This is a genomic window from Streptomyces kunmingensis (assembly GCF_039533535.1).
Lineage (GTDB): Bacteria > Actinomycetota > Actinomycetes > Streptomycetales > Streptomycetaceae > Streptomyces > Streptomyces kunmingensis.
Genome location: NZ_BAAATS010000016.1, coordinates 120564 through 141564, shown reverse-complemented (window position 1 = coordinate 141564; position 21001 = coordinate 120564). Strand labels below are relative to the sequence as shown.

At 70.4% G+C, this 21001-nt stretch carries 20 protein-coding genes; 6 read left to right on the top strand and 14 right to left on the bottom strand.

The features are described 5' to 3' along the window. Position 1 precedes the first annotated feature (1 nt). On the bottom strand, positions 2-553 hold the full coding sequence (locus ABD366_RS19130) for an amino acid synthesis family protein (RefSeq protein ID WP_324777114.1): 552 nt from the start codon (positions 551-553) through the stop codon (positions 2-4). Next, a complete protein-coding gene (locus tag ABD366_RS19125) occupies positions 550-1179 on the bottom strand; it encodes an amino acid synthesis family protein (RefSeq protein WP_324777116.1) in 630 nt (209 codons plus the stop codon). Before ABD366_RS19125 ends, ABD366_RS19130 begins: the two co-directional genes overlap by 4 nt. Before the next feature lie 184 nt (positions 1180-1363). Between ABD366_RS19125 and ABD366_RS19120 the strand changes: the two genes are divergently transcribed. The 3 genes from ABD366_RS19120 to ABD366_RS19110 all read left to right on the top strand — a co-directional run bounded on the left by ABD366_RS19120 (position 1364) and on the right by ABD366_RS19110 (position 4046). Further along, positions 1364-2290: a flavin reductase gene (locus tag ABD366_RS19120; protein WP_324777118.1), complete on the top strand. Its 927-nt coding sequence runs from the start codon at positions 1364-1366 to the stop codon at positions 2288-2290. A 32-nt stretch (positions 2291-2322) separates the two neighbouring features. Then, entirely contained in the window at positions 2323-3771 is a 1449-nt protein-coding gene (locus tag ABD366_RS19115; RefSeq protein WP_324777120.1) for a purine-cytosine permease family protein, read from the top strand. 83 nt (positions 3772-3854) lie between these two features. Continuing rightward, positions 3855-4046 (top strand): hypothetical protein, encoded by a 192-nt coding sequence (locus tag ABD366_RS19110; protein WP_324767698.1) that lies wholly within the window; start codon positions 3855-3857, stop codon positions 4044-4046. Positions 4047-4083: 37 nt separating this feature from the next. Here the strand turns inward: ABD366_RS19110 and ABD366_RS19105 are convergent, their stop codons facing one another. Further along, positions 4084-4788 carry a PepSY domain-containing protein gene (locus ABD366_RS19105; protein WP_324767699.1) on the bottom strand — a complete coding sequence of 235 codons (705 nt, stop codon included), beginning with the start codon at positions 4786-4788 and terminating at the stop codon, positions 4084-4086. Positions 4789-4986: 198 nt separating this feature from the next. Between ABD366_RS19105 and ABD366_RS19100 the strand changes: the two genes are divergently transcribed. After that, positions 4987-6258, top strand: coding sequence for a PAS domain-containing protein (locus tag ABD366_RS19100; RefSeq protein ID WP_324767701.1), 1272 nt, complete (start codon positions 4987-4989; stop codon positions 6256-6258). A gap of 20 nt (positions 6259-6278) precedes the next feature. Here the strand turns inward: ABD366_RS19100 and ABD366_RS19095 are convergent, their stop codons facing one another. Continuing rightward, on the bottom strand, positions 6279-6515 hold the full coding sequence (locus ABD366_RS19095; protein WP_324767702.1) for an AQJ64_40280 family protein: 237 nt from the start codon (positions 6513-6515) through the stop codon (positions 6279-6281). A gap of 245 nt (positions 6516-6760) precedes the next feature. Between ABD366_RS19095 and ABD366_RS19090 the strand changes: the two genes are divergently transcribed. Both ABD366_RS19090 and ABD366_RS19085 read left to right on the top strand, forming a co-directional pair. Continuing rightward, entirely contained in the window at positions 6761-7009 is a 249-nt protein-coding gene (locus ABD366_RS19090; RefSeq protein ID WP_324767703.1) for a hypothetical protein, read from the top strand. Between the two features lie 98 nt (positions 7010-7107). Next, positions 7108-8001 carry an LLM class F420-dependent oxidoreductase gene (locus ABD366_RS19085; RefSeq protein WP_324767704.1) on the top strand — a complete coding sequence of 298 codons (894 nt, stop codon included), beginning with the start codon at positions 7108-7110 and terminating at the stop codon, positions 7999-8001. 74 nt (positions 8002-8075) lie between these two features. On the opposite strand, the gene ABD366_RS19080 is transcribed toward ABD366_RS19085, so the two are convergent. The 10 genes from ABD366_RS19080 to ABD366_RS19035 form a co-directional block, all read right to left on the bottom strand. Continuing rightward, on the bottom strand, positions 8076-9653 hold the full coding sequence (locus ABD366_RS19080) for an MFS transporter (RefSeq protein WP_324767705.1): 1578 nt from the start codon (positions 9651-9653) through the stop codon (positions 8076-8078). Between the two features lie 238 nt (positions 9654-9891). Continuing rightward, the gene (locus ABD366_RS19075; RefSeq protein ID WP_324767706.1) at positions 9892-10791 is read right to left on the bottom strand and encodes a bifunctional helix-turn-helix transcriptional regulator/GNAT family N-acetyltransferase; all 900 of its coding nucleotides are present in this window, start codon (positions 10789-10791) and stop codon (positions 9892-9894) included. A gap of 55 nt (positions 10792-10846) precedes the next feature. Beyond that, positions 10847-11581 (bottom strand): D-Ala-D-Ala carboxypeptidase family metallohydrolase, encoded by a 735-nt coding sequence (locus ABD366_RS19070; protein ID WP_324767708.1) that lies wholly within the window; start codon positions 11579-11581, stop codon positions 10847-10849. A 139-nt stretch (positions 11582-11720) separates the two neighbouring features. Beyond that, positions 11721-12110 carry a thiol-disulfide oxidoreductase DCC family protein gene (locus tag ABD366_RS19065; protein ID WP_324767709.1) on the bottom strand — a complete coding sequence of 130 codons (390 nt, stop codon included), beginning with the start codon at positions 12108-12110 and terminating at the stop codon, positions 11721-11723. Between the two features lie 70 nt (positions 12111-12180). Then, the gene (gene rph / locus ABD366_RS19060) at positions 12181-14778 is read right to left on the bottom strand and encodes a rifamycin-inactivating phosphotransferase (protein WP_324767710.1); all 2598 of its coding nucleotides are present in this window, start codon (positions 14776-14778) and stop codon (positions 12181-12183) included. Between the two features lie 84 nt (positions 14779-14862). Beyond that, positions 14863-16512: a sensor histidine kinase gene (locus ABD366_RS19055; protein WP_324767711.1), complete on the bottom strand. Its 1650-nt coding sequence runs from the start codon at positions 16510-16512 to the stop codon at positions 14863-14865. Continuing rightward, positions 16509-17264, bottom strand: coding sequence for a response regulator transcription factor (locus ABD366_RS19050; RefSeq protein ID WP_324767712.1), 756 nt, complete (start codon positions 17262-17264; stop codon positions 16509-16511). The genes ABD366_RS19055 and ABD366_RS19050 overlap by 4 nt, the downstream gene beginning before the upstream one ends. 186 nt (positions 17265-17450) lie before the next feature. Beyond that, a complete protein-coding gene (locus ABD366_RS19045) occupies positions 17451-19133 on the bottom strand; it encodes a CotH kinase family protein (protein ID WP_324767714.1) in 1683 nt (560 codons plus the stop codon). Further along, positions 19133-19810, bottom strand: coding sequence for a DUF4956 domain-containing protein (locus tag ABD366_RS19040; protein ID WP_324767715.1), 678 nt, complete (start codon positions 19808-19810; stop codon positions 19133-19135). The genes ABD366_RS19045 and ABD366_RS19040 overlap by 1 nt, the downstream gene beginning before the upstream one ends. Further along, positions 19807-20646, bottom strand: a complete 840-nt coding sequence (locus ABD366_RS19035) for a polyphosphate polymerase domain-containing protein (protein ID WP_411293663.1) — start codon at positions 20644-20646, stop codon at positions 19807-19809. The genes ABD366_RS19040 and ABD366_RS19035 overlap by 4 nt, the downstream gene beginning before the upstream one ends. Positions 20647-21001 lie beyond the last annotated feature (355 nt).

Here is a 21001-nt window from a genome sequence, read left to right as displayed (position 1 = left end):
CCTACTGCTCGCTGGCCAGCGGGGCGAGGCGCGCCTGGGGGCGGCCCTGCGACGCCGCGGCCAGACCGATGACGATCTCGTCGGCCCGGGGCCCGTCGGGCACCCGTACCTCGATGCTCTGGTGGTGCGAGCGGATGGTCGCGTCGGTGATGTGCTTGAGCGGGATGTCGAAGGCTCCGCCGGCGACGGCACGCTTCTCGACCGCGGGGAGCAGGGTGGTGGCGTTCGCGGCCTTGCGGAAGTGGTCGCCGAACTTCAGCGTGTGGATCAGCGCGCTGCCGTGCTCGATCTCCCCGTCGAGGCCCACGATGGCGGCCTTGCCGTACGCCTCGACCGGCGCGCCGAGCGCTTCCACGACGCGCGGAGCGAGCAACTCGCCCAGCTGGGGGGCGATTTCGTCGATGCCGGGCAGCAGGTCGGTGACGTAGCCCTGGCCTGCCCAGGGGTTCTCGATCACGGCGAGCACGACGGCCGTGCGGGCGATCGGGTCGACGGGGCGACCGCCTTCGGTGTGGATGTCCTCGGTGAGGGTGATGATCTTGCGGAGCTTCATCGGGCGTTCTCCAGGTCTGCGAGGCGGACTACGGGGTCGGAGCGGCGGTCTCCGATACGGGCGTTGGGCCGTGGCCCGGACGCGGCGGCGGCGATCACGACGATCTCGTCCGGGCGGGGCGCGTCCGGGATCCGGATCTGGACCGTCTGGTAGTGGGAGCGGGTGGCGGCGGCTGTCTTGTGCCACACGGGGACGGTCAGGGGTTCTCCGGCTGCGAGCCGGTCGTCGCTGAAGACGATGATCGAGGTCCCTTCGGCGAGCTCCCGGAGCACGTTGCCGAAGTACGGGGTGTGGATCAGCGCGCCGCCGTGCTCGATCTCCCCGTCCAGCCCGACCACCGCGGCCTTGCCGAACGACTCGATGCGCTCCACGCCGCCCAGGGTCTCGATCAGGCGGCCGGCGAGCAGCCGGCCGAGGCCCGGAGCGAGGTCCTCGACGTCGGGCTGCAGATCGGCGACGAAGCCGCGGCCGGCCCAGGGGTTGCGGATCACCGCTGCAGCGGCGACGCGGCGCACCGGGGCGGCGACCGGGCGCCCGAGCTCCAGCACGACCTCGTCGACGACCGTCACCACCTTGCGCAGGTTGCTGATCGGCTGTCCGCCAGCCATGCGATGTTGCTGTGCCATGGCAGCGAGGCTAGGAGTCACTCAGAAGGACGTCAAGAGGGATCTGCGAGTGAACGGCTCTGACCTCTACCTTTTCCAGCGCTCTCGGCGTCTTGCAGGGAATTCGACGCGAGGCATTGACAGCACACTGACTCCATTCCTACGGTCCTGTGCCATACAAGAGCCCCGATGGAGAGGTCACGTCATGAGCCGCACTCTTGACCGGACGAACCGGACCGAACGCCTGAGCACCGCCTGGGACGCGGCGTGGAACCAGGGCGAGGTCCAGGCCTTGGACGCCCTGTTGAGCCCGGACTACGTGCGCCGCCGCGGACCGGCGGGCGTCGCTCAGGGCCGTGACGAGTTCAAGGCGAGCATCGACGCCGTGCGTGCGGCCTTCCCCGATCTGCACACCGAGATCGAGGACCTGGTCGAGGAGGGCGGCCGGCTCGCCGTCCGCTGGCGCAGCACCGGACGCCACACCGGCACCTTCATGGGCGTGCCGCCCACGGGGAGGCCGGTCGAGGTGTCCGGGGCGACCTTCGCCCGTTTCGACGGGGACACGGTCGCCGAGGAGTGGGTGACCTTCGACTCCCGGCAGCTCCTGGAAGCCCTCGGCATCATCACCACCGGTCACGCGGCCGCGATCGATCCCGATCTGGTGCGTGGGGTGCACCGTAAGTTCATCACCGGTGTCACCGTGGTGACCACCGACGACGCGGGCACACCCCGGGGCCTGGCGGTCAACGCCTTCTCCAGCATCTCGCTCGACCCGCCCATGGTGCTGGTCTGTGTGCAGCGCAGCTCCTCCACCCACCCCGCGCTGCACCGCGCCACCCACCTCGGCGTCAACATCCTCGCCGCCGACCAGCTCGACGTCGCCAAGACGTTCGCGAGCAAGGGCGAGGACAAGTTCGCGGACATCCGGTGGGCCCCCGGTGAGCACGGCGTCCCGCTGATCGAGGATTCCAGCGCCCAGGTGGAGGTGGAGATCGCCGAGCGCCTCGAGGTCGGCAGCCACACCGTCTTCACCGGCCGCGTGGTCTCGGCCCGGCACGGCGACCGCGCCCCGCTCGTCTACAGCGGCGGCGGCTTCTTCGACATCTCCCAGACGGCCCCGCTGCCGTGGTGACCCGCCCCCGCACCGACACTCCGGAGCACTCCATGACACCTGCCTCCCAGGGCCCCGTGTACGGCAGCGCGGTCACCAAGGTCGAGCCGTTCGGCATCGATCACATCCCGGACAGCGAGCGGCACGGCAAACCGAGTTCACAGTTTTTCGTCTGGTTCGCCGCCGGCCTCAACTTCCCTGTCATCCTGCTCGGCTTCAGCGCGACCTTCTTCGGCCTCAGCTTCTCCGCGGCTGCCGTCGCGATCGTCGTCGGAGCCGCCGTCGGCTCGCTGCTGATGTCCGTCATGTCGCGCATGGGGGTGCGTCTCGGCGTGCCCCAGCAGATCCAGGCCAGGGGCCCATTGGGCTTCTTCGGCAACTTCCTGCCCGTGGCCTACATCAACGTCTTCTCCGGCGTCGGCTGGGCCGCGGTCACCGTCATCCTCGGCGGAAAGGCGTTCGCGGCCCTCACCCACCTGCCGTACTGGCTGTGCGCGGGCGTGCTCACCGCGGTCGAGGTGGTCGTGGCCGTCTACGGCTACAACATGATCAATTTCCTTCAGCGGATCCTCACCTACGTCCTCACCCCGCTGTTCGTCCTCATCACCGTCGTCGCGGTGGTGCGCGGCGGAACCCTCTTCGAGGCCAACCCGCAGGCGGCGGGGTACGTCGGCTCGACCGGCGGCTCCATCACCCTGGGCGGATGGTTCCTCGCCTTCCTCGTGGCCTGGGCCCCCTTCGCGTCGGACTACTCGCGCTATCTGCCCGACACTCCCCGCGTCATCCGCCGCACGGCCTGGTACACCGGCCTGGGCAACTTCGCCACCATCTGCTGGCTCGGCATCCTGGGCGTGGTGGTCGGCGGCTCCGCGTCCAGCACGGACACCATCGCCGCACTGCACGAACTGGCCGGCCCGTTCGCCGTCCCCGCCCTGATCGCCGTGGGCCTGTCCGCTCTGGCACAGAACTTCCTCAACGTCTACGGCGGCGCGATCTCCGTCCAGACACTGAAGGTCCCGGTGACCCGCTCCCAGGCGGTGGTCGTGATCTGTCTGCTGGCCTACGCCGTCAGCCTGTGGGGCGCGGCCGGCACGGAGGACAAGTTCAAGGTCTTCCTCAACCTGACCGCGTACTTCATCGCACCCTTCGCCGCCGTGCTCCTCGTCGACTTCTACGTGGGCGGGCGCAGCGACCCCCGCAGGATCGCCGAGCTCTACGACCGTTCACGCGTCGTCAACTGGGGTCTCGTGGCCTGGGCCGGCGGTGTCGCGGCATCCGTCCCGTTCTGGCAGTCGAGCATCTACACCGGACCCTTCGCCGCGGCCCACCCCGGGGCCGGAGACCTCAGCATGTATGTCGCGGCGGTGACGGCAGTCGTCCTGTACCTGCTGACCTACCGGCTGAAGCCGCTCTGGCGACGCGACACGGGGGGTCTCCCGGAGGAGGATGCGGGGCCCTCCGAGCACTCCGACCGGCCCGCGGACCTCTCCGCGCGCACGTGACACTCGTAGACAGCTGACCGAGCCCGGCGCGGCGCCCCCTCTCTCCGGAGGGGGCGCCGCGCCGGGCTCGGTGGAGACACACCATGCCGCACCACCTTCCCCGCTGGGCGGTCCAGCGCGTCGTCGCCGCGCTGGAGTCCCGGGCCCCCGCGGGCCGACACCCGCAGCACCTGGCTGAGTTGGCCCGTTCCACCGGGATGAGCAAGAGCCTCACGCGGCAGTGCCTGAGGCACGTGGAGCGAGCCCGCGACCAGGAGGCCGGCCTGGCCAGATAGGCGCCGCCGGTCCCGGTCGGTGTTCGAAGACAGGCTCTCAGTCCCGGTCGGTGTGCTGCCTGAGCACCTTGCCGCTGGTCGCGTCGATGTCGTAGGTCGTCTTGTTCCAGTCGTTCGTGGTGACCACGTCGACGGACCACTGGGGCCCGCCCTGGTCGGTGTCGTCGAGTTCGACGGAGGTGACGGTGCCCTTGGTCCTGCCCGTCGCGGTCTTCGCGGCCTGCTGCGGGGTCACCTTGGCCTTGGACAGCCGGCCGGCGAGTTCCTTCTTGTCGTCGCTGTCCTGGTCGGCGTCGGCCTGCTCCTGGCCCGCCTTGCCGGTGACGGCGTCGACGCGGACGGTGTGCTCCGTGCCGTCTTCCTTCGCCACCTTGGCACTCCAACTGGGCTTGTCGGCGGGGCCCTTGAGTTCGATCGAGACGGGCTTCGACCCGGCGACGGCCTTCACCGCGGTGTCCCACGCCTTGTCGTAGCCGACCTTGGCCTTCGGGACCAGGTCCTTCCGCTCGGCCTGGTCCTCGGTGAGGTTGCCCGCCGACGCGGACGGCGTCGTCGAGGCGGAGGCTTTCGTCGACGCAGGGGCGCTGTCGGAGGCCGCGCCGTTCTGGGCGGCGCCGTCGTCGTCGCTGCCGCACCCGGCGATCAGGGCCCCTGCCGCGACCACGGCGCACATCAGAGCGATACGTCGCGGGATGGCCCTGCGCCGGGGCGCCGGAGCGTAGATGTCTAGTTCTGTACCCATATCGCCACGCTACGGCGGTGGCTCGGTGCGGCCTGGCAGCCGCGCCGCACCGCACCCGGCCGGAGGGCTCCCGGCGACGGACGACTTCGGCCCGGCGCTCCGCAGTACTTGCCGGTAGCCCCTGGCGGCCTCATGACAGAAGGATATTCTGCGCGGGTGGGCACATCGTGGGTTCCGGGTCCGGGAGGTGCGCGACCGATGCATGAAGTACTGAGGGCGACCTCCAGCAGCCAGCTGTTCGAGGCGACCACCGCTCCGTACGTGGTGCTCGACACGCACTTCCGTATCCAGGGGGTGAACCCCGCCTACCTCGCCGCCACCGGGCGGACACGTCAGGAACTGCTCGGCGCGTTCATGTTCGACGCGTTCCCCGACGCTCCCCGCGATGCCACCGCCACCGGCGTACGCAACCTCACTGCTTCGCTGGAACAAGTACTGCGGTACAAGTCGGCCCACGACATGGGCATCCAGCGCTATGACATCCCCGACTCCGGCGTCCCGGGCGCCTTTCGCCGCAAAGCGTGGACTCCGGTCAACTCCCCGCTGAGCGATGCGGACGGCCGCGTCGTCGGCGCTCTGCACCACGTCGAGGACGTGACAGCGGTACACGACGTCCTGAGCGGCGCACACAGAGGTGACGCCGGGGACGCGGTACCGCAGGCCCCGCTCGTACAGCGGGTGTTACTGGCCCTGAACCACTACGAACAAGCGATCAAGGCGGCGGCCGACGGATCCATGTCCTCTCGCGACTTCACACCACCGACCGGCGCCCAGGCCGAGCCGCGCGGCTCCGCCCGGCGTGACACGTTGTGGCACGAGATCGTGCACGCCGCCGAGGGAAACAGGGCGGGTGACTGCGCCGCGGCCGTGTGCGCCGTCGCGACCCAGCACCTCCCCCGGATCGACGCCGCCGTCATCAGCCTGCACGGCGGCGCTCTGCTCCCCGTCCAACTGGCCGTCAGCTCATCGTGGGGACGCCGCGCCGAGGAACTGCACTTCCTCACGGGCGAGGGCCCGGCGCTGACCGCCTTCCGCACCGGAAAGCCCGTTCTCGTCTCCGACCTGGGCCAGTTCGGCCCGGCGGGCGCACGGTGGCCGCTGTTCACCGAGGCCGCCGGCGGACTCGGGGTCGGTGCCGCGTTCGCCTACCCGCTGCGGTCCTCCACCACCCCGGTCGGCACCCTCACCCTGTACCGCAAGCGCGGTGCGACCCCTGGCGAGCCGCCGGCCGATGCACAGGCACTCGCCGAGATCGCGGCACACGTGCTGCTCGCCGACCAGGATTACGAGATCATCGACCAGATCAGGTCCACCGCCGACGAGGACGACCTGAACGTCGCGGCCGGTGTCGTCGCCGCGGCCCGCGGCATGAGCGTGGCCGATGCCCTCGCCTGGCTGCACACCACGGCCCGGGCGCAGGGCCGCACCGTCGGCGACCTCGCCCGCTTCCTCCTCATGAACCGTCCGTAGACACCGTCCGGAGGCGGCCTTCAGGCCATCCCTACGTCATGCAGGGCTGGTTGTACGTCCTTCCCCAGGACGGAGCGGGTCGTCGTGCCGGGCAGCGTGGGCAGCTCCGCCCAGTGGGTCACCGTCTGCGCGCCGCCACGGCCGTGGGGACGGCGGACGACCCGGTCGGAGTCGACGAAACAGTCGCGGCGCTCCACCCCGTCGTCGCCGATGTGCCGGGCCGGGCAAGGCGATTCAGGCCCTCCCGTACCTTTCAAGCCAGGTCCGAACCAACGGAAGATGATGTTCCGTCCCGATCCGTTCCACTTGGGGCGTCAACTTGCCCCCAAAGCATCCCGTTCCGGGAATGGCTTCAAGATGCAGACATCACTTCACGCCAGGAGGGCACCCTGATCACACCCCCAAGCGTCACCCTCGGTTCAGCCCGCACCACCTCCCCCCACTCCTGCCCGGCATTACCGCCTCCCGGCCCCTCGTGGCCGGCACCCCGCCAGGAGTCCCGGTGACCACCCACATCGCCACCCCGCTCGGCCGCATACTCTGCGGGCACCTCGCCCTGGCCATGAGCGGCACCGCCACGCTCGTCCTGCTGGAAGCCGAGCGGTACCGCGCGGCCCTCTATCTGCTGTGGGCCGCGCTCCCCGTCACGGCAGCCGCGTGGGCCCTCGCCAGAGCCCACGAAAAGCGCCGGCTGCGCCGCGAACGCGACGCCCACACCGCCCGGCCCGCCGACTGGACCTCAGTCGTCTGAGGCCTGTGTGGCGGGGCCCCCTCAGTTCGGGCACACCCGTTCGGCCCAAGCGCGGCTCCACCGGGGAATAGCGGGCGGCTCGCACCGTTGATCACGTCATGACTTCCACGGCGCATGAGACATTCGGGCAGATCGGCATCTGGAGCAGCGCCCTGAACGCGCAGCGAGCCGACACCCCCGCCGGCAAGGCGGCCATCGCGGAAGCGGTCGCCGAACTCGAAGGGCTGGGGTACGGCACGCTGTGGCTCGGCGGAAGCCCCTCCCCCGACGACGCCGCAGCCGCCCTCGCCGCGTCCCGCACGATCACCGTGGCCACCGGCATCCTGAGCATCTGGGATCACACCGCCCAGGCGGTCGCCGAACGGATCGCGGGCCTCGACGCGGGCGAGCGCGAGCGGTTCGTCCTCGGCCTCGGCGTCAGCCACGGGCCGATGGTGCAGGGGTACGCGAAGCCCTACAGCACGATGGTGGAGTATCTCGACACGCTCGACGCGGCCGTGCCGCCCGTGACGGGCGGGCACCGCGTCCTGGCGGCGCTCGGACCCAGGATGCTCAAGCTGGCCTCCGGCCGGGCCCTGGGAGCCCATCCCTATCTGGTCACCGCGGAGCACACGGCGCAGGCGCGCGAGGCCCTCGGCTCCGACGCCCTGCTCGCCCCCGAGCTGTCCGTGGTGGTGGACACCGATCGCGACCGGGCCCATGCCACCGCACGCGCCATGCTGGGCCTGTACCTGCAACTGCCCAACTACACGGACAACCTGCTGCGGCTGGGCTTCTCCGAGAGCGACTTCGAGGGCGGCGGCAGTGTACGGCTGCTCGACGCCCTGTTCGCCCTGGGCGACGCCGAGCAGATCAGGACGCGGGCCCAGGAATACCTCGACGCCGGCGCCGACCACGTCGCGCTGCAGGTGCTCACGTCCGCCGAGGACGGCCCCGGCCTGCCGCGTGCCCAGTGGCGCGTACTGGCGGACGCGTTCGCCGACGCTCTGTAGTCCTCACACGACGCGGCCCCGGTCGGCAAGCGACCGGGGCCGTACGTATGGCGCACGCACTAGAACGGGACTCTCTAGGCGACCGGCTCCGGCGTGCCGCGGTCCGGTGCGGCCGGGGCGTCGGAGGCATCGGCGGAGGTGTCCGAAGAAGCATCGGCCGGGAACTGCGAGAGCGGTCCGCGGACGTACTGCGCGGCCACCAGGTCGCCAGCCTCCTCCGGGGTGGAGACGGCGGGCGGGGAGCCCTCCAGCGGCAGCCGCGCGGTCTCCTTTATGAACAGGACCGCGACCGCGCCGATCACCGCCGCGAGCATGATGTAGAACGCCGGCATCAGGTTGTTGCCGGTGGCGCTGGTCAGGCCCTCCATGACGAGCGGCGTCGTACCGCCGAAGAGCGAGCCGGCGACGTTGAAGGAGATCGCGAGCGCCGAGTAGCGCACCTCCGTCGGGAAGAGCGCCGGCAGAACGGCGGACATCGTCGCGAGGAACGTCAGCAGGCACAGGCCGAGCAGCAGCAGACCGGCGTAGATCGCCACGTGGCCGCCCGTGCGCAGCAACAGGAACGCCGGCAGGGTCAGCACGACGAAGCCGGCCATGCCGGCGAGCAGCACGGGCTTGCGGCCGATCCGGTCGGAGAGGCTGCCGAGCGGGTGCACGAGGCACATCAGCACGACCATGACGACGACGAGAGCGACGAGACCGGCGGTGGAGCCGTACTTCAGCTCGTCGGTGAGGTACGTCGGCATGTACGACAGCAGGCCGTAGTCGGCGATGTCGTAGGCGGCGACGAGGATCATGCACAGCAGCAGCGCGCGCCAGTGGTCGCGGAAGAACGGGCCGAAGCGGAACTTCGGGCGCTCGGTGCCGTGCTGTTCCAGTTCCCGGTAGGCCGGGGTGTCCTCCAGCTTGAGCCGCATGTACAGGCCGATCAGGCCCAGCGGACCGGCGACGAGGAACGGCACGCGCCAGCCCCAGGCGGTCATGGCACCGTCGTCCAGGACGGTCGTCAGGATGGTGACGAGACCGGCCGCGCCGACGTATCCGGCGAGCGTGCCGAACTCGAGGTAGCTGCCGAAGTAGCCGCGCCTCTTGTCGGGCGCGTACTCGGCGATGAAGGTGGCGGCGCCGCCGTACTCACCGCCGGTCGAGAAGCCCTGGATGACGCGGAAGAGAAGCAGCAGGGCCGGCGCCCAGATGCCGATGGCCGCGTACGAGGGCACCAGGCCGATGCCGAACGTACCCAGAGCCATCATGATCATGGTGAGGGACAGGACCTTCTTGCGGCCGATGCGGTCGCCGAGCGGTCCGAAGACGAATCCGCCGATCGGCCGTAGCAGGAAGGCCGCGGCGAAGGCGCCGAAGGAGGCGAGGGTCTGCGCCGTCGGGTTGCCGGACGGGAAGAAGACCTTGCCCAGGGTGACGGCCATGTAGGAGTAGATGCCGAAGTCGAACCACTCCATGGCGTTGCCGAGCATCGCCGCCTTCACGGCGCGCCGCACCGCCGGCTCCTCGGTCACCGTGATGTCGCTGCGGCGCAGCTTGGGGTTGCGCCGCCGCTCGATCACCCGGAAGAGGCCACGGTGGCGGCGGACCGCCTCGGGGTTCCACTTCGGATCGCTGTCGCTTGCCGCCTGCGTCGTCTCCGCGCTCACGGACGGTCTTCCTTCCTCTGGCTTTCCGCCGGATCCCGGCGCACTCGGTCTCCCGCTGCGCCGTCGACCTTCACGATCGACAATGCGCCTCCTTGTGCGGAGGCGCATCATCGCTCGGACGAAAAGGTGAACACCTTCAGTCAGCCCCGCTTGCCCGCTGATCTTCAGTTCACGCAGGTCAGGCGCCTGAGCGAGGTGTGACTCAGGTCACGTGTGAGGGAAAGTGTGCCATTCGGGCCTATCGCGGGTGTGCGGTGAGCCGCTTCTCGAACCAGTGGTGGGCGTAGGGCTCGTCGTTGAAGGCGGGCACTTCGCGGTAGCCGCTGGTGCGGTACAGGCGCGTGGCGGCTTCCAGGGCCTTGTTGGTGTCGAGGCGTACCCGGTCGCTGCCGTGCCGGGCGGCGCGTTCCTCGAGTTCCGCCAGCAGGCGCCGGGCCAGTCCGAGTCCCCGGGCGGCGGGGCTGACCCACAGCCGCTTGATCTCCGCGGGCGCGCCGGACGGCAGCTTGAGTCCGGCGCAGCCGACGGGTTCGCCGTGCAGCCGGGCGACGAGGAACAGCCCCCGGGGCGGGCGCAGCTCACCGGGATCGGGCAGCAGGCTGTTCGCGGGGTCGAAGCCGCCTTCGAACAGGTCCTTGAGCTCGGCGGCGTAGGACCGCAGACAGTGCACGGCGTCGCCGTGGCCGGGGTCGAGCGACTCGACGGAGACCACCGAGGCGGTCAGGAGCCGCTCCACCTCCGCCATGGCCGAGGTCAGTCGGGACCGCTGCCGGTCGCCGAGCGGCTCGAGGAGCGACACCGCGAGCGCGTCGCTCCGGTCGTCGAGACCGGCGCGCTCCTTGCGCCCGGCCTCGGTCAGCCGCGCCGTGCGGACCCGCCGGTCACGGGGGTGGGGTTCGACGGCTACGAGGCCGTCCCGCTCCAGGGCGCGCAGCAGCCGGCTCACGTATCCGGAGTCGAGTCCCAGGCGGTCCCGCACGCTGCGCACGTCGTGGGCACCGTCGCCGCCGAGCTCCCAGAGCAGCCGGGCCTGCCCGTAGGTGCGCGTACCGCCCAGGTACTTGTCGTGCAGCACTCCTACGCGCTCCGCGACCACCCGGTTGAAGCGGCGTACCTGATCCACCTGCTCGTTCTCCATTCTCTGACTCTAGTCAGAGAATGGAGAACGGCAAGAAAGCGGGTGCCGTCCGCCGTCAGATGCCGCAGGAGGACGCCGACCAGTAGCGCGAGCTCTGGCTGCCGAGGTGGGCGTGCGTGCTGTGGCCGGGGTAGCCGGGGCCGAGGATCTCGTTGAAGCCGTGGTTGCGGGCCTGCTTGACGATCTCGCAGTAGGACGGGGATCCGACGAGGTCGATGCCGCGCCCGTAGAGATGGTTGCTGTTCGAGGCGCCGCCGACCGCGTTGTTGCAGGCGTGCGAGCGGAAGCCGCTGCTGGTGGTCAGCGCGCGGTCGCCCAGGGCATGCCGCAGGGCCTCCAGCTTCCACATCTGTTGCAGCGCGTTCGCCTTGGCGGCGGCCGCCGACACGGCGCCTCCGGACCAGTCGGAGTTGCAGCGGTTCATCTCGGCGTAGGTGAAGTGGGCCGGGGTGCAGTCGCTGTCCTGGAGGGCGTAGAGCTTGGTGAAGGTCTGCGTGCCCGCGATGCCGTCCGCCGGCAGGCCGTACGCCTGCTGGAAGCGGGTGACCGCGGACTTGGTGGCCGGGCCGAACTCCCCGTCCACGGCGATGACCCCGCCGTATCCGGGATATCCGGCGACCCTGATCTGCAGCTGCCGCACGTCCTCGCCACTGGCGCCCTGACTGAGGGTCCGGCTCCAGGTGTAACAGTCGTCGGCGTGGGCGGTGCCCGCGGTGACCGCGGTACCGAGCACCGTCAATGAGGCGAGCATGACAAGAGTGAGCAGGGCGCGAAACGGACGTCTGAGCACAGTGCCTCCCGGAGGGACGGAAGATGCGGAGCCCCTGACACTGCCCGGACCGGCTACGCGCGTCAATAGGGCCCGCGCCAGGGCGACTTGAGGAGCGCACGGGGGTCAGCTCGGGGCCCTGCCTCACCACAAAGGGCTTCTACGATCCTTGCGGCCTGCGCCCCGGCACGGCGCACGCCGCTGTCCCGCCCGGCATCCGATGCCGGTTGTCGGCGATCAGCCGGTACACCCCGTGGGCCGCCCACCGCACGGGCGGCAGCATCAGCAGGGCGCCCAGCACGGACCAGCCCCGGCCCGCGCTCAGCAGGGCCTTCGCGACAGCCTGGGCGCCTCCGTACACCGTTCCGGCCGGAGTCACCCAGAGCGCCTCGTACTCGGCTCGCTCCTGCGTCACGCCGAGCGCCTCCAGGTCCGTGAACTGCCAGGGGACGATCTCGCAGCGAGGCCGTACACGTCGCTCGGCGAACTTCACCGAGGTGGTGCAGAAACCGCAGTCTCCGTCGAAGACGAGCAAGGGCTGGGTCAACATGCCTCCATCATGACGCCCCTGCACGGCCCGGGCCGATCCGCCCCGGGCACCGACAGGCTCTCGGGCCGGCTCAGGGCAGGAGCTCGACGTACCCGTCGGTTCCGTGCACGCGGATCCGCTGCCCGTCCCGGATCCGCCGCGTGGCCCGCTCCACGCCCACCACGGCCGGCAAGCCGTACTCCCGGGCGATCACCGCGCCGTGGGTCATCAGGCCGCCCACCTCCGTCACCAGGCCGGCGATGCCGACGAACAGGGGCGACCAGCTGGGGTCCGTGAAGGCCGTGACCAGGATGGAGCCCGCCTCCAGTTCGGCCTCCGCCATGTCGAGGATGACGCGCGCCCGCCCCTCGACCGTCCCGGCGGAGACCGGCAGGCCGAGCAGAGCGCCGGCCGGAGCGTCGTCGCGCCGGTACGCCCCCGTGAGGGCCTCGCCGTCCGACGTGAGCACCCGGGGCGGCGTGAGCGCGTGGTACGACCGGAACGCCTCCTCGCGCCGCCGGACGAGCCCGGCGTCCACCCGCTTCGAGCGCACGACGTCCTGGAGCTCCTGGAACGTGAGGTGGAAGGCGTCCTCCTTCTCGGCGAGCACGCCCGTACCCGCGAGGCGCTCGGCCTCCGCCAGCAACGCCTGCTTGTAGACGAAGTAGCGGCTGATGACGTTGTACTTCGGATACTCCCGGTAGCCGATGAAAGTGCGGACCCGGTCGATCATCCGCTTCGTCTCGTCGGCTTTCCGCTCCCCGTCCGGCAGGGCCCGCAGCCGGGACAGCACGTCCTCTTCCTTCTGTCGCGCCTTCTGCCGGCCCTCCTCGAAACGTCGTTCGGCGGCGCCCGGCCCGAAGTTCCTGACGTTGTCGAGGATGACGGGCACGAGCGTGGCGGGGCGCTCACGCCAGCGCGGCCTCGTGATGTCGATCTCGCCGACGCAGCGCATGCCGTACCGGGCGAGGTAGGACTCGATGGCGTCGCGCGCCTCGCTCCCGCCCGCGAGCTTCGCCAGCTCGTCGAGGAAGTTCTCGTCCTCGACGCCTCGGAGGAACGCCACCACCTCGGGGTGCGGGCGGATCACGTCCGCGACGTCGAGCAGCGCCAGCCCCATCTCCGAGGTGACGTTGCCGGGGGCGGACAGGGTGAGGGTGTCAGCGGCGTTCTTCTCGCCGAGCCACTCCCGCAACGTGTCGTTGAGCCACCAGGTGGCCTCCATCCCCGCCATCACCGCCTGCATGCTCAGCGGATCGCCGAGGATCCGCTTGTGCTCCTCGAAGGCTTTCAGCAGGAAGTCGAACAGCGCCGGTCCGGTCTTCGTCCGGATGTCGCGCTCCAGAGCGGCGAGGGCGGTCCGGCTGCGCTCGATCAGCTCGGTGACGACGGCCGGGTCCGTCGCGACCGGGGAGGACGCGCCCCTGGCCTGTCTCCCGCCGGGAGCCGCGTCCGCGAGGGCCGGCAGGACGAAGTCGTCACGGTCGAGGACGCTCTCCAGCGCGTCCCTGGTCAGCGGATCCGACCTCCCCGCCAGGTCCAGGAGGCCGGCGCGGCTCGCGGGCGCGGACAAGGTCCGGGTGGCGTCGACGAACAGCCGCCCGCCCGCCTCGTACATGGGCGCCATGGCCGTCAGCTGCCACACGGAGACGCCCAGGGTCCGCAGGGGGTCGGTCATCATCTGCTGATGACCGACGGAGACATAGACGTGGTTGTCCCGGTCACTGCTTTCACGGACGGGGACGGGGAACAGCGTCGTGACCGGCCGGCTCTGCACGATCTGGAACTCACCGTCGGCCAGGCACCATTCGATGTCCTGCGGACTGCCGAAGTGCGCCTCGATCCGCCGTCCGAGCCGCACGAGCCGTACGGCCTGCTCATCCGTCAGCGCGGGCTGCTCCTGCCGCCCCGGGTCGATCGCCGCTTCCTGCGTTCCGCCGCCGGGCAGAGCCTCGATCTGCCGCTCTTTGGCGGCGATCACCCTGGCGACGACCTCACCGTCCCGCACTTTGAGGACATCCGGGTTCACGATGCCGGAGACCAGCGCCTCGCCGAGTCCGAAGCCAGCGTCCACGGTGGCGACCCTCCGGTTGCCCGTGACGGGGTCTGCCGTGAACAGGACACCGGCCGCGTCCGGCAGCACCATCCGCTGCACGACGACGGCCATGTGGACCGTACGGTGGTCGATGCCGTTCCGCACGCGATACGTCACGGCCCGCTCGGTGAACAGCGAGGCCCAGCAGCGGCTGACGTGCTCAAGGACTGCTGCCGGTCCCACGACATTGAGGTACGTGTCCTGCTGACCGGCGAAGGATGCCGTCGGCAGGTCCTCCGCCGTCGCGCTGGACCGGACGGCACAGGCGGCCTGCTCGCCGAGCCGGTCGAGCGCGCCGGTGATCGCCGCCGTGAGCTCGTCGGGGATAGCGATGTCCTCGGTGGCGCGGCGCAGTTGCGCGCTGAGCGTGCGCATTCCCTCCCGGTCGTCCGGGTGCAGGCGCGACAGCCGGTCGAGCCCGTCGGCGATCGACGGCGCCTGCGCCACGACCCGCTGGAAGGCGGCCGTCGTCACACAGAAGCCGGCCGGTACGCGGATGCCTTCGATCCGCGACAGCGCGCCCAGGTGCGCACCCTTGCCGCCCACGACCGCGACCTGTGTCTCGTCGACCTCTTGCAGCTTTACCACGTACACGTCGTGCCCTCGTTTCCCCAGGTCGTAGCCTCGGCCGACGATTCTGCGCCCTTACCTGGGCCTTGCCGCAAGCCCCCCGGTGCGCTATAGGTTGAGAGTGGCAGGGAGATGTTTCTCCCTGCCTTCGCCGTTCGCGGGCCGGGGCGGGGCGTCCGTCGTGTCGGGCAGGAGCAGGCGGAAGGTGCAGCCTTCGCCGGGGTGGTTGTCCAGTTCGAGGCGGCCTCCGTGGGCGGCGGCGATGGCGGCCGCGATGGCGAGGCCGAGGCCCGAGCCGGGTTCAGGACGCGTCTCCGCCGCGGATTCGGCGGACACGTCGGGCGGTGTCGCCCGGTAGAAGCAGTCGAAGACGCGAGGGGCTTCGTCGGCGTGGATGCCGCGGCCGTTGTCGGCGACCTCGACGACGCAGACCGGCGTGCCGGGCGGCAGTGCCGCCCCGCTGTGGAGGCCCGGCGGAGCGGCGGTGCGCGTGGCGCCGACCCGGACGTGGATACGGGTGTCGGGCGGGGTGTGGGTGCAGGCGTTCGTGAGCAAGTTGCCCGGGACTTGGGCGAGTTGGTGCGGGTCACCGGGCGCCTCGATGATGTCGAGGCCGCGCTCGGGGTCGTCGGGCCGACTCGCGAGGGCCCCCAGGCCGATGGCGCGGCAGGGGTGACGTATCGCGGTGGTGACGATCGCGTCGGCCGCCAGGGCGAGGAGGTCGACGGGTTCGCGGTGCGCTCTGGGTGCACCGCCGTCCTCGTCTGCGCCGCCGTCCGCGTTCGCCTGCGCGTCGCCGAGCTTGGCGAGGAGGAACAGGTCGTCGACGAGGCGGCTCATACGGTCGGCGTTGTGGGCGATCAGGGTGTGTGCCTCGTGACGTCGCCGGTCCGCCATGCCGGGTTCGTCGAGGAGGAGTTCGGCGAAGCCCTGGACGGCGGTGAGCGGGGTGCGCAGTTCGTGGCCGGCGTCCGCGAGGAAGCGGCGCAGTTGTGCTTCGGAGGCCTCTCTGCGGTGCAGGGCGGTACGGAGGCGGTCGAGCATGGTGTTGAGGGCATGGCCGAGCTGGCCGACCTCGGTGTCCGGATGCGCCACGGGGACGCTGAGCTCCAGGGAACCTTCGGTGATGCGCAGGGCGGTGCGCTCGACGCGGGTGAGCGGGCGCAGCCCCAGGCGGACGGCGCCGTTGCCCAGGACGACCACCCCGACGGCGACCGCGGCGCCGAGGCCCAGACTGACCCAGAGCATCTTCGCGGTGGCGCCGTCCACGGTCTCCAGGGGCAGGGCGACGACGGCGCGCATGCGGTCGGGTCCGGAGGCGGAGAGCACACGCCAGCCGGACCCGCCGTCGTTCCCTTCTGCCGGGAGGGTTCGCGGACGTCCGGCGGTCAGCTCCAGGTCCGCCGCCCGTTGGGGCAGGTGAGGTCCTGGCGCGGTGTCGCTGCCCAGGGAGGTGCGCAGCAGGCGCCCGTCACGGTCGTAGAAGAAGACGCGGTAGTCCGAGGGCAGTGCGTTGTCCGGACTCGGCGGTCGCAGTGTGCCGTCCTCGGCGAGGTCCTGGTAGGCGCGGTCCGGCGGGCGGAAATGGGAGAGCCGCTCGTCGACCTGGTCGGTGAGCCAGCCCCGCAGCACGATCAATCCCGCCAACTGGCACAGGAGGACGGCGCTGGTGGCCAGCAGCCCGGCGATCAGGACCAGACGGGCCCGCAGGGAACGGGGGCGCGGGACGCGAAGGCCCGGAAAGTGGGGCCGCCTCATCGCGGGGCCCCGTGCGACTCGTCGCGGGGCAGCCGCAGGCAGTACCCGGCCCCGCGCACGGTGTGGATCAGCGGCGGCGCGTCACGGTCGAGCTTGCGGCGCAGGTTCTTGACGTAGGTGTCGACGATGCGGGTGTCGCCGGAGAAGTCGTAGCGCCAGACCTGCTGGAGGATCTCCGCCTTCTCCAGCACCCGCTCGGGCCGGGCCAGCAGGCAGGCGAGCAGCCGGAATTCGGTCGGCGACAGTCTCAGCGCGCGGCCCGCACGGCGCACTTCGTGCGTGCTCTCGTCCAGCGAGACGTCGGCGTAGCGCAAGGGTGGCCGGGCGCCCGCGGCCGTGCTCGCGGGCGCGCCGCTGCGGCGCAGGATGGCCCGGATGCGCAGCAGCACCTCCTGGACATGGAAGGGCTTGGTGACATAGTCGTCGCCGCCGGAGCTCAGGCCGATGATGCGGTCCTCGACACCTGTCCGCGCCGTGAGGAAGAGCACCGGGGTGTAGACGCCCTGGGCGCGCAGGTCGCGGGTGACCTGGAAGCCGTCGGTGTCGGGCAGCATCACGTCCAGGACGATCAGGTCGGGCCGACGGCGGCCCGCCTCGAACATGGCCTCCTGCCCGCTGGACGCGCTCGCCACGGCGTAGCCGGCCGCGCCGAGCGCGGAGGTCAGCAGCGTACGGATGCTGGCGTCGTCCTCGACGACCAGGACGGTGTGCCCGGCGAGGGGCGTACGCGCGGGGCTGTGCGGGTCGATCACGTTCTGGCACCTCGGGGTACGGGCCGGTGGGAACCGCGGTGAGCGGGTTCCGGTCGTGCGGCGCGATGGTAGACAGAGACCCTGTACGCGAAAGGGGTGAATGCGCACCAAGCATGAGTGTTCCGGCATCCCGGGCGCCGCTGCCGTGGCGGCGGCCACGGCGACCCGGGAAGCCGGAGCGGGCGCTCAGCCAGTCACCTTCTTCTCCTTGGCCAGGGCCGCGGTGCGGTCGGTGACCGTCTTTTCGAGCTTGGTCACGGCCGTGTCCAGTGCCTTGGAGTCGGCGCCCGCGGAACGCGCCTGTTCCGCGATGTCCTTGAGGTCCTTCGCGGCCGTGCCCGAGCCGTAGAACTGCTGGTAGAGCTCGCGGTACGCCTTCTGGTAGACGCCGGCGTAGGCGTCGGCGTCGAGGAACTTGGTCTTCAGGACGTGCTGCATGCCGCCGCCCATACGCCCCTTCGCAGCGTCACCGTCCTCGCCGCCTTCGCCGCCGGCACCGCCGTTCTGGCCGCCAGGCGCTCCCCCGGGCATCCCGGAAGGCAGCTCGGAGGGCATCTGGGAAGGCATCCCTGCGCCCATGCCGCCGCCCATGCCGCCCATGCCGATCGAGTCGTCGGGTCCGGCCGTGGCGTCGCCGCTGAAGGTCAGGTTGTAGTCCCAGCCCAGGACGGAGAACTTCTTGGTGTCCAGGTCGTACCAGAGCAGGTAGTTCTTGCCGGGGCCCGCCATGTCGTCGAAGTTCAGCAGCAGGTTCTGCGAGGCGACGTACTCGGCCAGGGTGTCGACATCGACGTACTGGTCGAGATCCTTCGCGAACTCCTCGTCCGAGGCGCTGTTGACCCACTTGATGAACTTCATCACCGGCTCGAGGTCCTGGCTGCCCTTCTTGTTGCGCTGCTTGAAGGAACTCTCGTAGTCGCTGGGGTCGTCACCGCGGTAGTCGAAACTGCCGTTGGCCCTCGCCTTGTACAGCACGCCGTTGCCGTCGGCGATGTCGTCGGCGTAGTCGGTGTCGGGCGCCTCGACCATCAGACGGGTGGCGGCGGGGCGGTTGTTCACCTTGACCTCGGTGAACGCGTACCGCTCGGCCTTCTGCCCGCTCTCCTTCGTCAGGGACAGCGCCAGCGCCTCGTTGAGCGGGGCCTGTCCGCTGCTGCCGGGGCGCAGCGAGATCTCCCGCTCGCCCTGGTAGGCGCGGCCCTCGACGTACTCGTCGATCTTGACGAGCAGGGGCAGTTCCTCGGGCTTCTCGGCGGAGAGGTCGTACTGCACCATGCCGCCGCCCATGCCTGCGCCGCCGGCGGCTCCGTCCTTGCCCGCGTCTTCGCCCCCGGCGCCGCCGGGGGCGCCGCCCGCCTTCTGGGCCTGGCCGCGGTCCCGGCCTCCGGCCCCGCCGGGGGCGCCGGCCGGAGCGCCCTGCGCACCTTCAGGGGCGGCCCGGCCGCCACCGGGCATGCCCTTGTTGCCGCGCAGGGACGACAGGGTGGAGTTTCCTTTGAGGCGGATCCCCACGTCGTTGAGGTAGACGCCGTCGATGGTGAGGTCGGCCTCGATGTAGTCCTTGGTGCCGTCCTCCTTGAACTCCTTCATCATCTTGTCGAAGTCGGTCTGCTGGTAGGTGAGTTGGACCGAGTGGCGCGCCGAGGTGTCGTACAGGCCGACCGTCCCCCGGACGTCGTCGGTGATGGCGTCCGCCTCGACGCGCGAGGACGACGTCACGTACGGGGAGATGCGCGCGTCGCCCAGGAACCAGACCATGGCGGCGAGCCCGACGCCCAGCGTCGCGGCGGGCTTCCAGTGGTGGCGCAGCCGGACAGGCAGCCGGTCGCGCAGTCGCCGCCTGCGCCGCGCGATGGTCTCGCCGCTCATCACAGGTCCGTCGTGTCGTAGCCGGTCAGTACGGTCACCCGCTGTCCGGACGTACGCTCCTGCAGTGCGCTGACCAGGTCGCCGGGCTCGGCGCCCTTCTTCAGGCGGACCGTGTAGAAGACCTCGTTGAGGGCGCCGCCGCGGATCGTCTCCGTGCTCACCAGCTCGAACTCGGTGGTGTACTTGATCAGTACGTCACGGATCTGCGGCGTGTGGTCGTCGCCCGCCGGGACCTGGACCTTGACGACCTGACGCTGCACGTTGAGCGCGAACCAGTTGAACTTGAACATCAGCAGGACGACGGCGCAGATCACCACGGCGCCGACGGCGGCCAGCGTGTAGAAGCGGGCGCCGCAGGCCATGCCGATCGCCATGGCGAGGAAGATGAAGCCGACGTCCCGGGTCTCCTTGACCGCGTTGCGGAAGCGAACCACGGACAAGGCTCCGACGAGCGAGAAGGCGCGGGCCAGGTTCGAGCCGACGACGAGCATGATCAGGGCGACGATCATGCCGACGATGACCAGGGTCTGCACATAGGACTGACTGTAGGAGACGTTGCGGTGCGTGTACCGGTACGTGTAGCCGATCACTGTGGACAGGATGAACGAGAGCGCCATCGCCGCCACGACATCGGCCACGCTGAAGGTGCCGCTGAGTTCCTGCAGATCGAAGTTCACTTTGCTCCTGCTTTCAACGGCGCGTCCTGCGCCGGCCGCTGGGCGAGCGGCTGTTCTTTGGTGGGGGTGGGCGGCGGGTAGTCCGCCTCGTCGACGTGGAACACCGAGCGGGGCGCCAGCCCGAACGTCTCGATGGACTGCACGTATTTCGAGATCCGTACGAGGTTGAGGTTGCGCCGCGCCGCCAGATCGGTGATCCAGTGCGGGGTGCGCTCGTTGACCTTGATCTCCATGACGGACAGGTGCGGCGGGATCGTGAAGCGGTTCTCCGGTGTGGGGATGTCGAAGCGGAAGTCCCGGTCGCGGCCTCGGATCCGGCGGTCGAAGGTGACGCGCAGGCCGGTGTCCGCGGCCCGCCCGACGAGGGCCTCGCGCTGGTATCCGGTGATCGCGGCGGGCTGGAGGTTCAGCCGCACGATCAGGTCGAGGACCTCGTGCACGAAGGGGCGCTCCGCCGGGGCGTGCTCGACCATCTCCCGCCCGTCGCACAACTGCCGTGCCACGCCGTACGGGAGGGTGATGCGCCGCTTCTGCGTGACCCGGTTGACGCGCTGCTTGATCTCGACGCAGACCGGGGTGGAGTCGGTGGTCCCGTCGAGGTCGCCGTAGTGGCGGATGCGGAGCTTGCGGCGGAACTTCAGACCCTCGATCTTCTCCCAGTAGAACCGGAGTTGAGGAGTGTCGTAGTACAGGCTCCACACGCCGTAGCCGCCGACGGGACTGTTCAGGTCGCGGTCCATCCGCTCCGCCAGCTCGTCCCGGATGTCGGCCGCCTGGTCGACCGGGACGAGGTATTTGAGTTCGAACCGGTTGAACGCGTGCAGCCGGCTGGCCACGTGCAAGGGTTCCGCACTGCCCGGACCGGCGCTGTCGTCTGTCCGGGCCTCATCTGTCCGGGCGTCGTCGGCCCGGTCCTCACGCGCCGTGGCTGTCTTGGACAGGAACACCCTGCGCCTCCTTGCTCCTGGGTTGCGGACCGTCCGGCGGTGCACACGCAATCAACGGCGCATGAGGAGCAGATGAGAATCACGGGTAGATTCCAGGAGTCTTCCGGGAGACCGCCAAGTGAACGGGAGACCAACCGCTCCGGTCGTGGCGAGTGGGAACGATCGCCGCCATACAGCGCCGCACACGCACACTTACCAACCCCTGGGCGAGTGTGCTTACATGCCGATCATGACGGACCCGGGC

What these genes read in the sequence shown, in the direction of transcription:
- ABD366_RS19130 (WP_324777114.1), bottom strand. Translation starts at nt 553, where the DNA reads ATGAAGCTCCGCAAGATCATCACCCTCACCGAGGACATCCACACCGAA.
- ABD366_RS19125 (WP_324777116.1), bottom strand. Translation starts at nt 1,179, where the DNA reads ATGGCACAGCAACATCGCATGGCTGGCGGACAGCCGATCAGCAACCTG.
- ABD366_RS19120 (WP_324777118.1), top strand. Translation starts at nt 1,364, where the DNA reads ATGAGCCGCACTCTTGACCGGACGAACCGGACCGAACGCCTGAGCACC.
- ABD366_RS19115 (WP_324777120.1), top strand. Translation starts at nt 2,323, where the DNA reads ATGACACCTGCCTCCCAGGGCCCCGTGTACGGCAGCGCGGTCACCAAG.
- ABD366_RS19110 (WP_324767698.1), top strand. Translation starts at nt 3,855, where the DNA reads ATGCCGCACCACCTTCCCCGCTGGGCGGTCCAGCGCGTCGTCGCCGCG.
- ABD366_RS19105 (WP_324767699.1), bottom strand. Translation starts at nt 4,788, where the DNA reads ATGGGTACAGAACTAGACATCTACGCTCCGGCGCCCCGGCGCAGGGCC.
- ABD366_RS19100 (WP_324767701.1), top strand. Translation starts at nt 4,987, where the DNA reads ATGCATGAAGTACTGAGGGCGACCTCCAGCAGCCAGCTGTTCGAGGCG.
- ABD366_RS19085 (WP_324767704.1), top strand. Translation starts at nt 7,108, where the DNA reads ATGACTTCCACGGCGCATGAGACATTCGGGCAGATCGGCATCTGGAGC.
- ABD366_RS19075 (WP_324767706.1), bottom strand. Translation starts at nt 10,791, where the DNA reads ATGGAGAACGAGCAGGTGGATCAGGTACGCCGCTTCAACCGGGTGGTC.
- ABD366_RS19065 (WP_324767709.1), bottom strand. Translation starts at nt 12,110, where the DNA reads ATGTTGACCCAGCCCTTGCTCGTCTTCGACGGAGACTGCGGTTTCTGC.
- ABD366_RS19055 (WP_324767711.1), bottom strand. Translation starts at nt 16,512, where the DNA reads ATGAGGCGGCCCCACTTTCCGGGCCTTCGCGTCCCGCGCCCCCGTTCC.
- ABD366_RS19045 (WP_324767714.1), bottom strand. Translation starts at nt 19,133, where the DNA reads ATGAGCGGCGAGACCATCGCGCGGCGCAGGCGGCGACTGCGCGACCGG.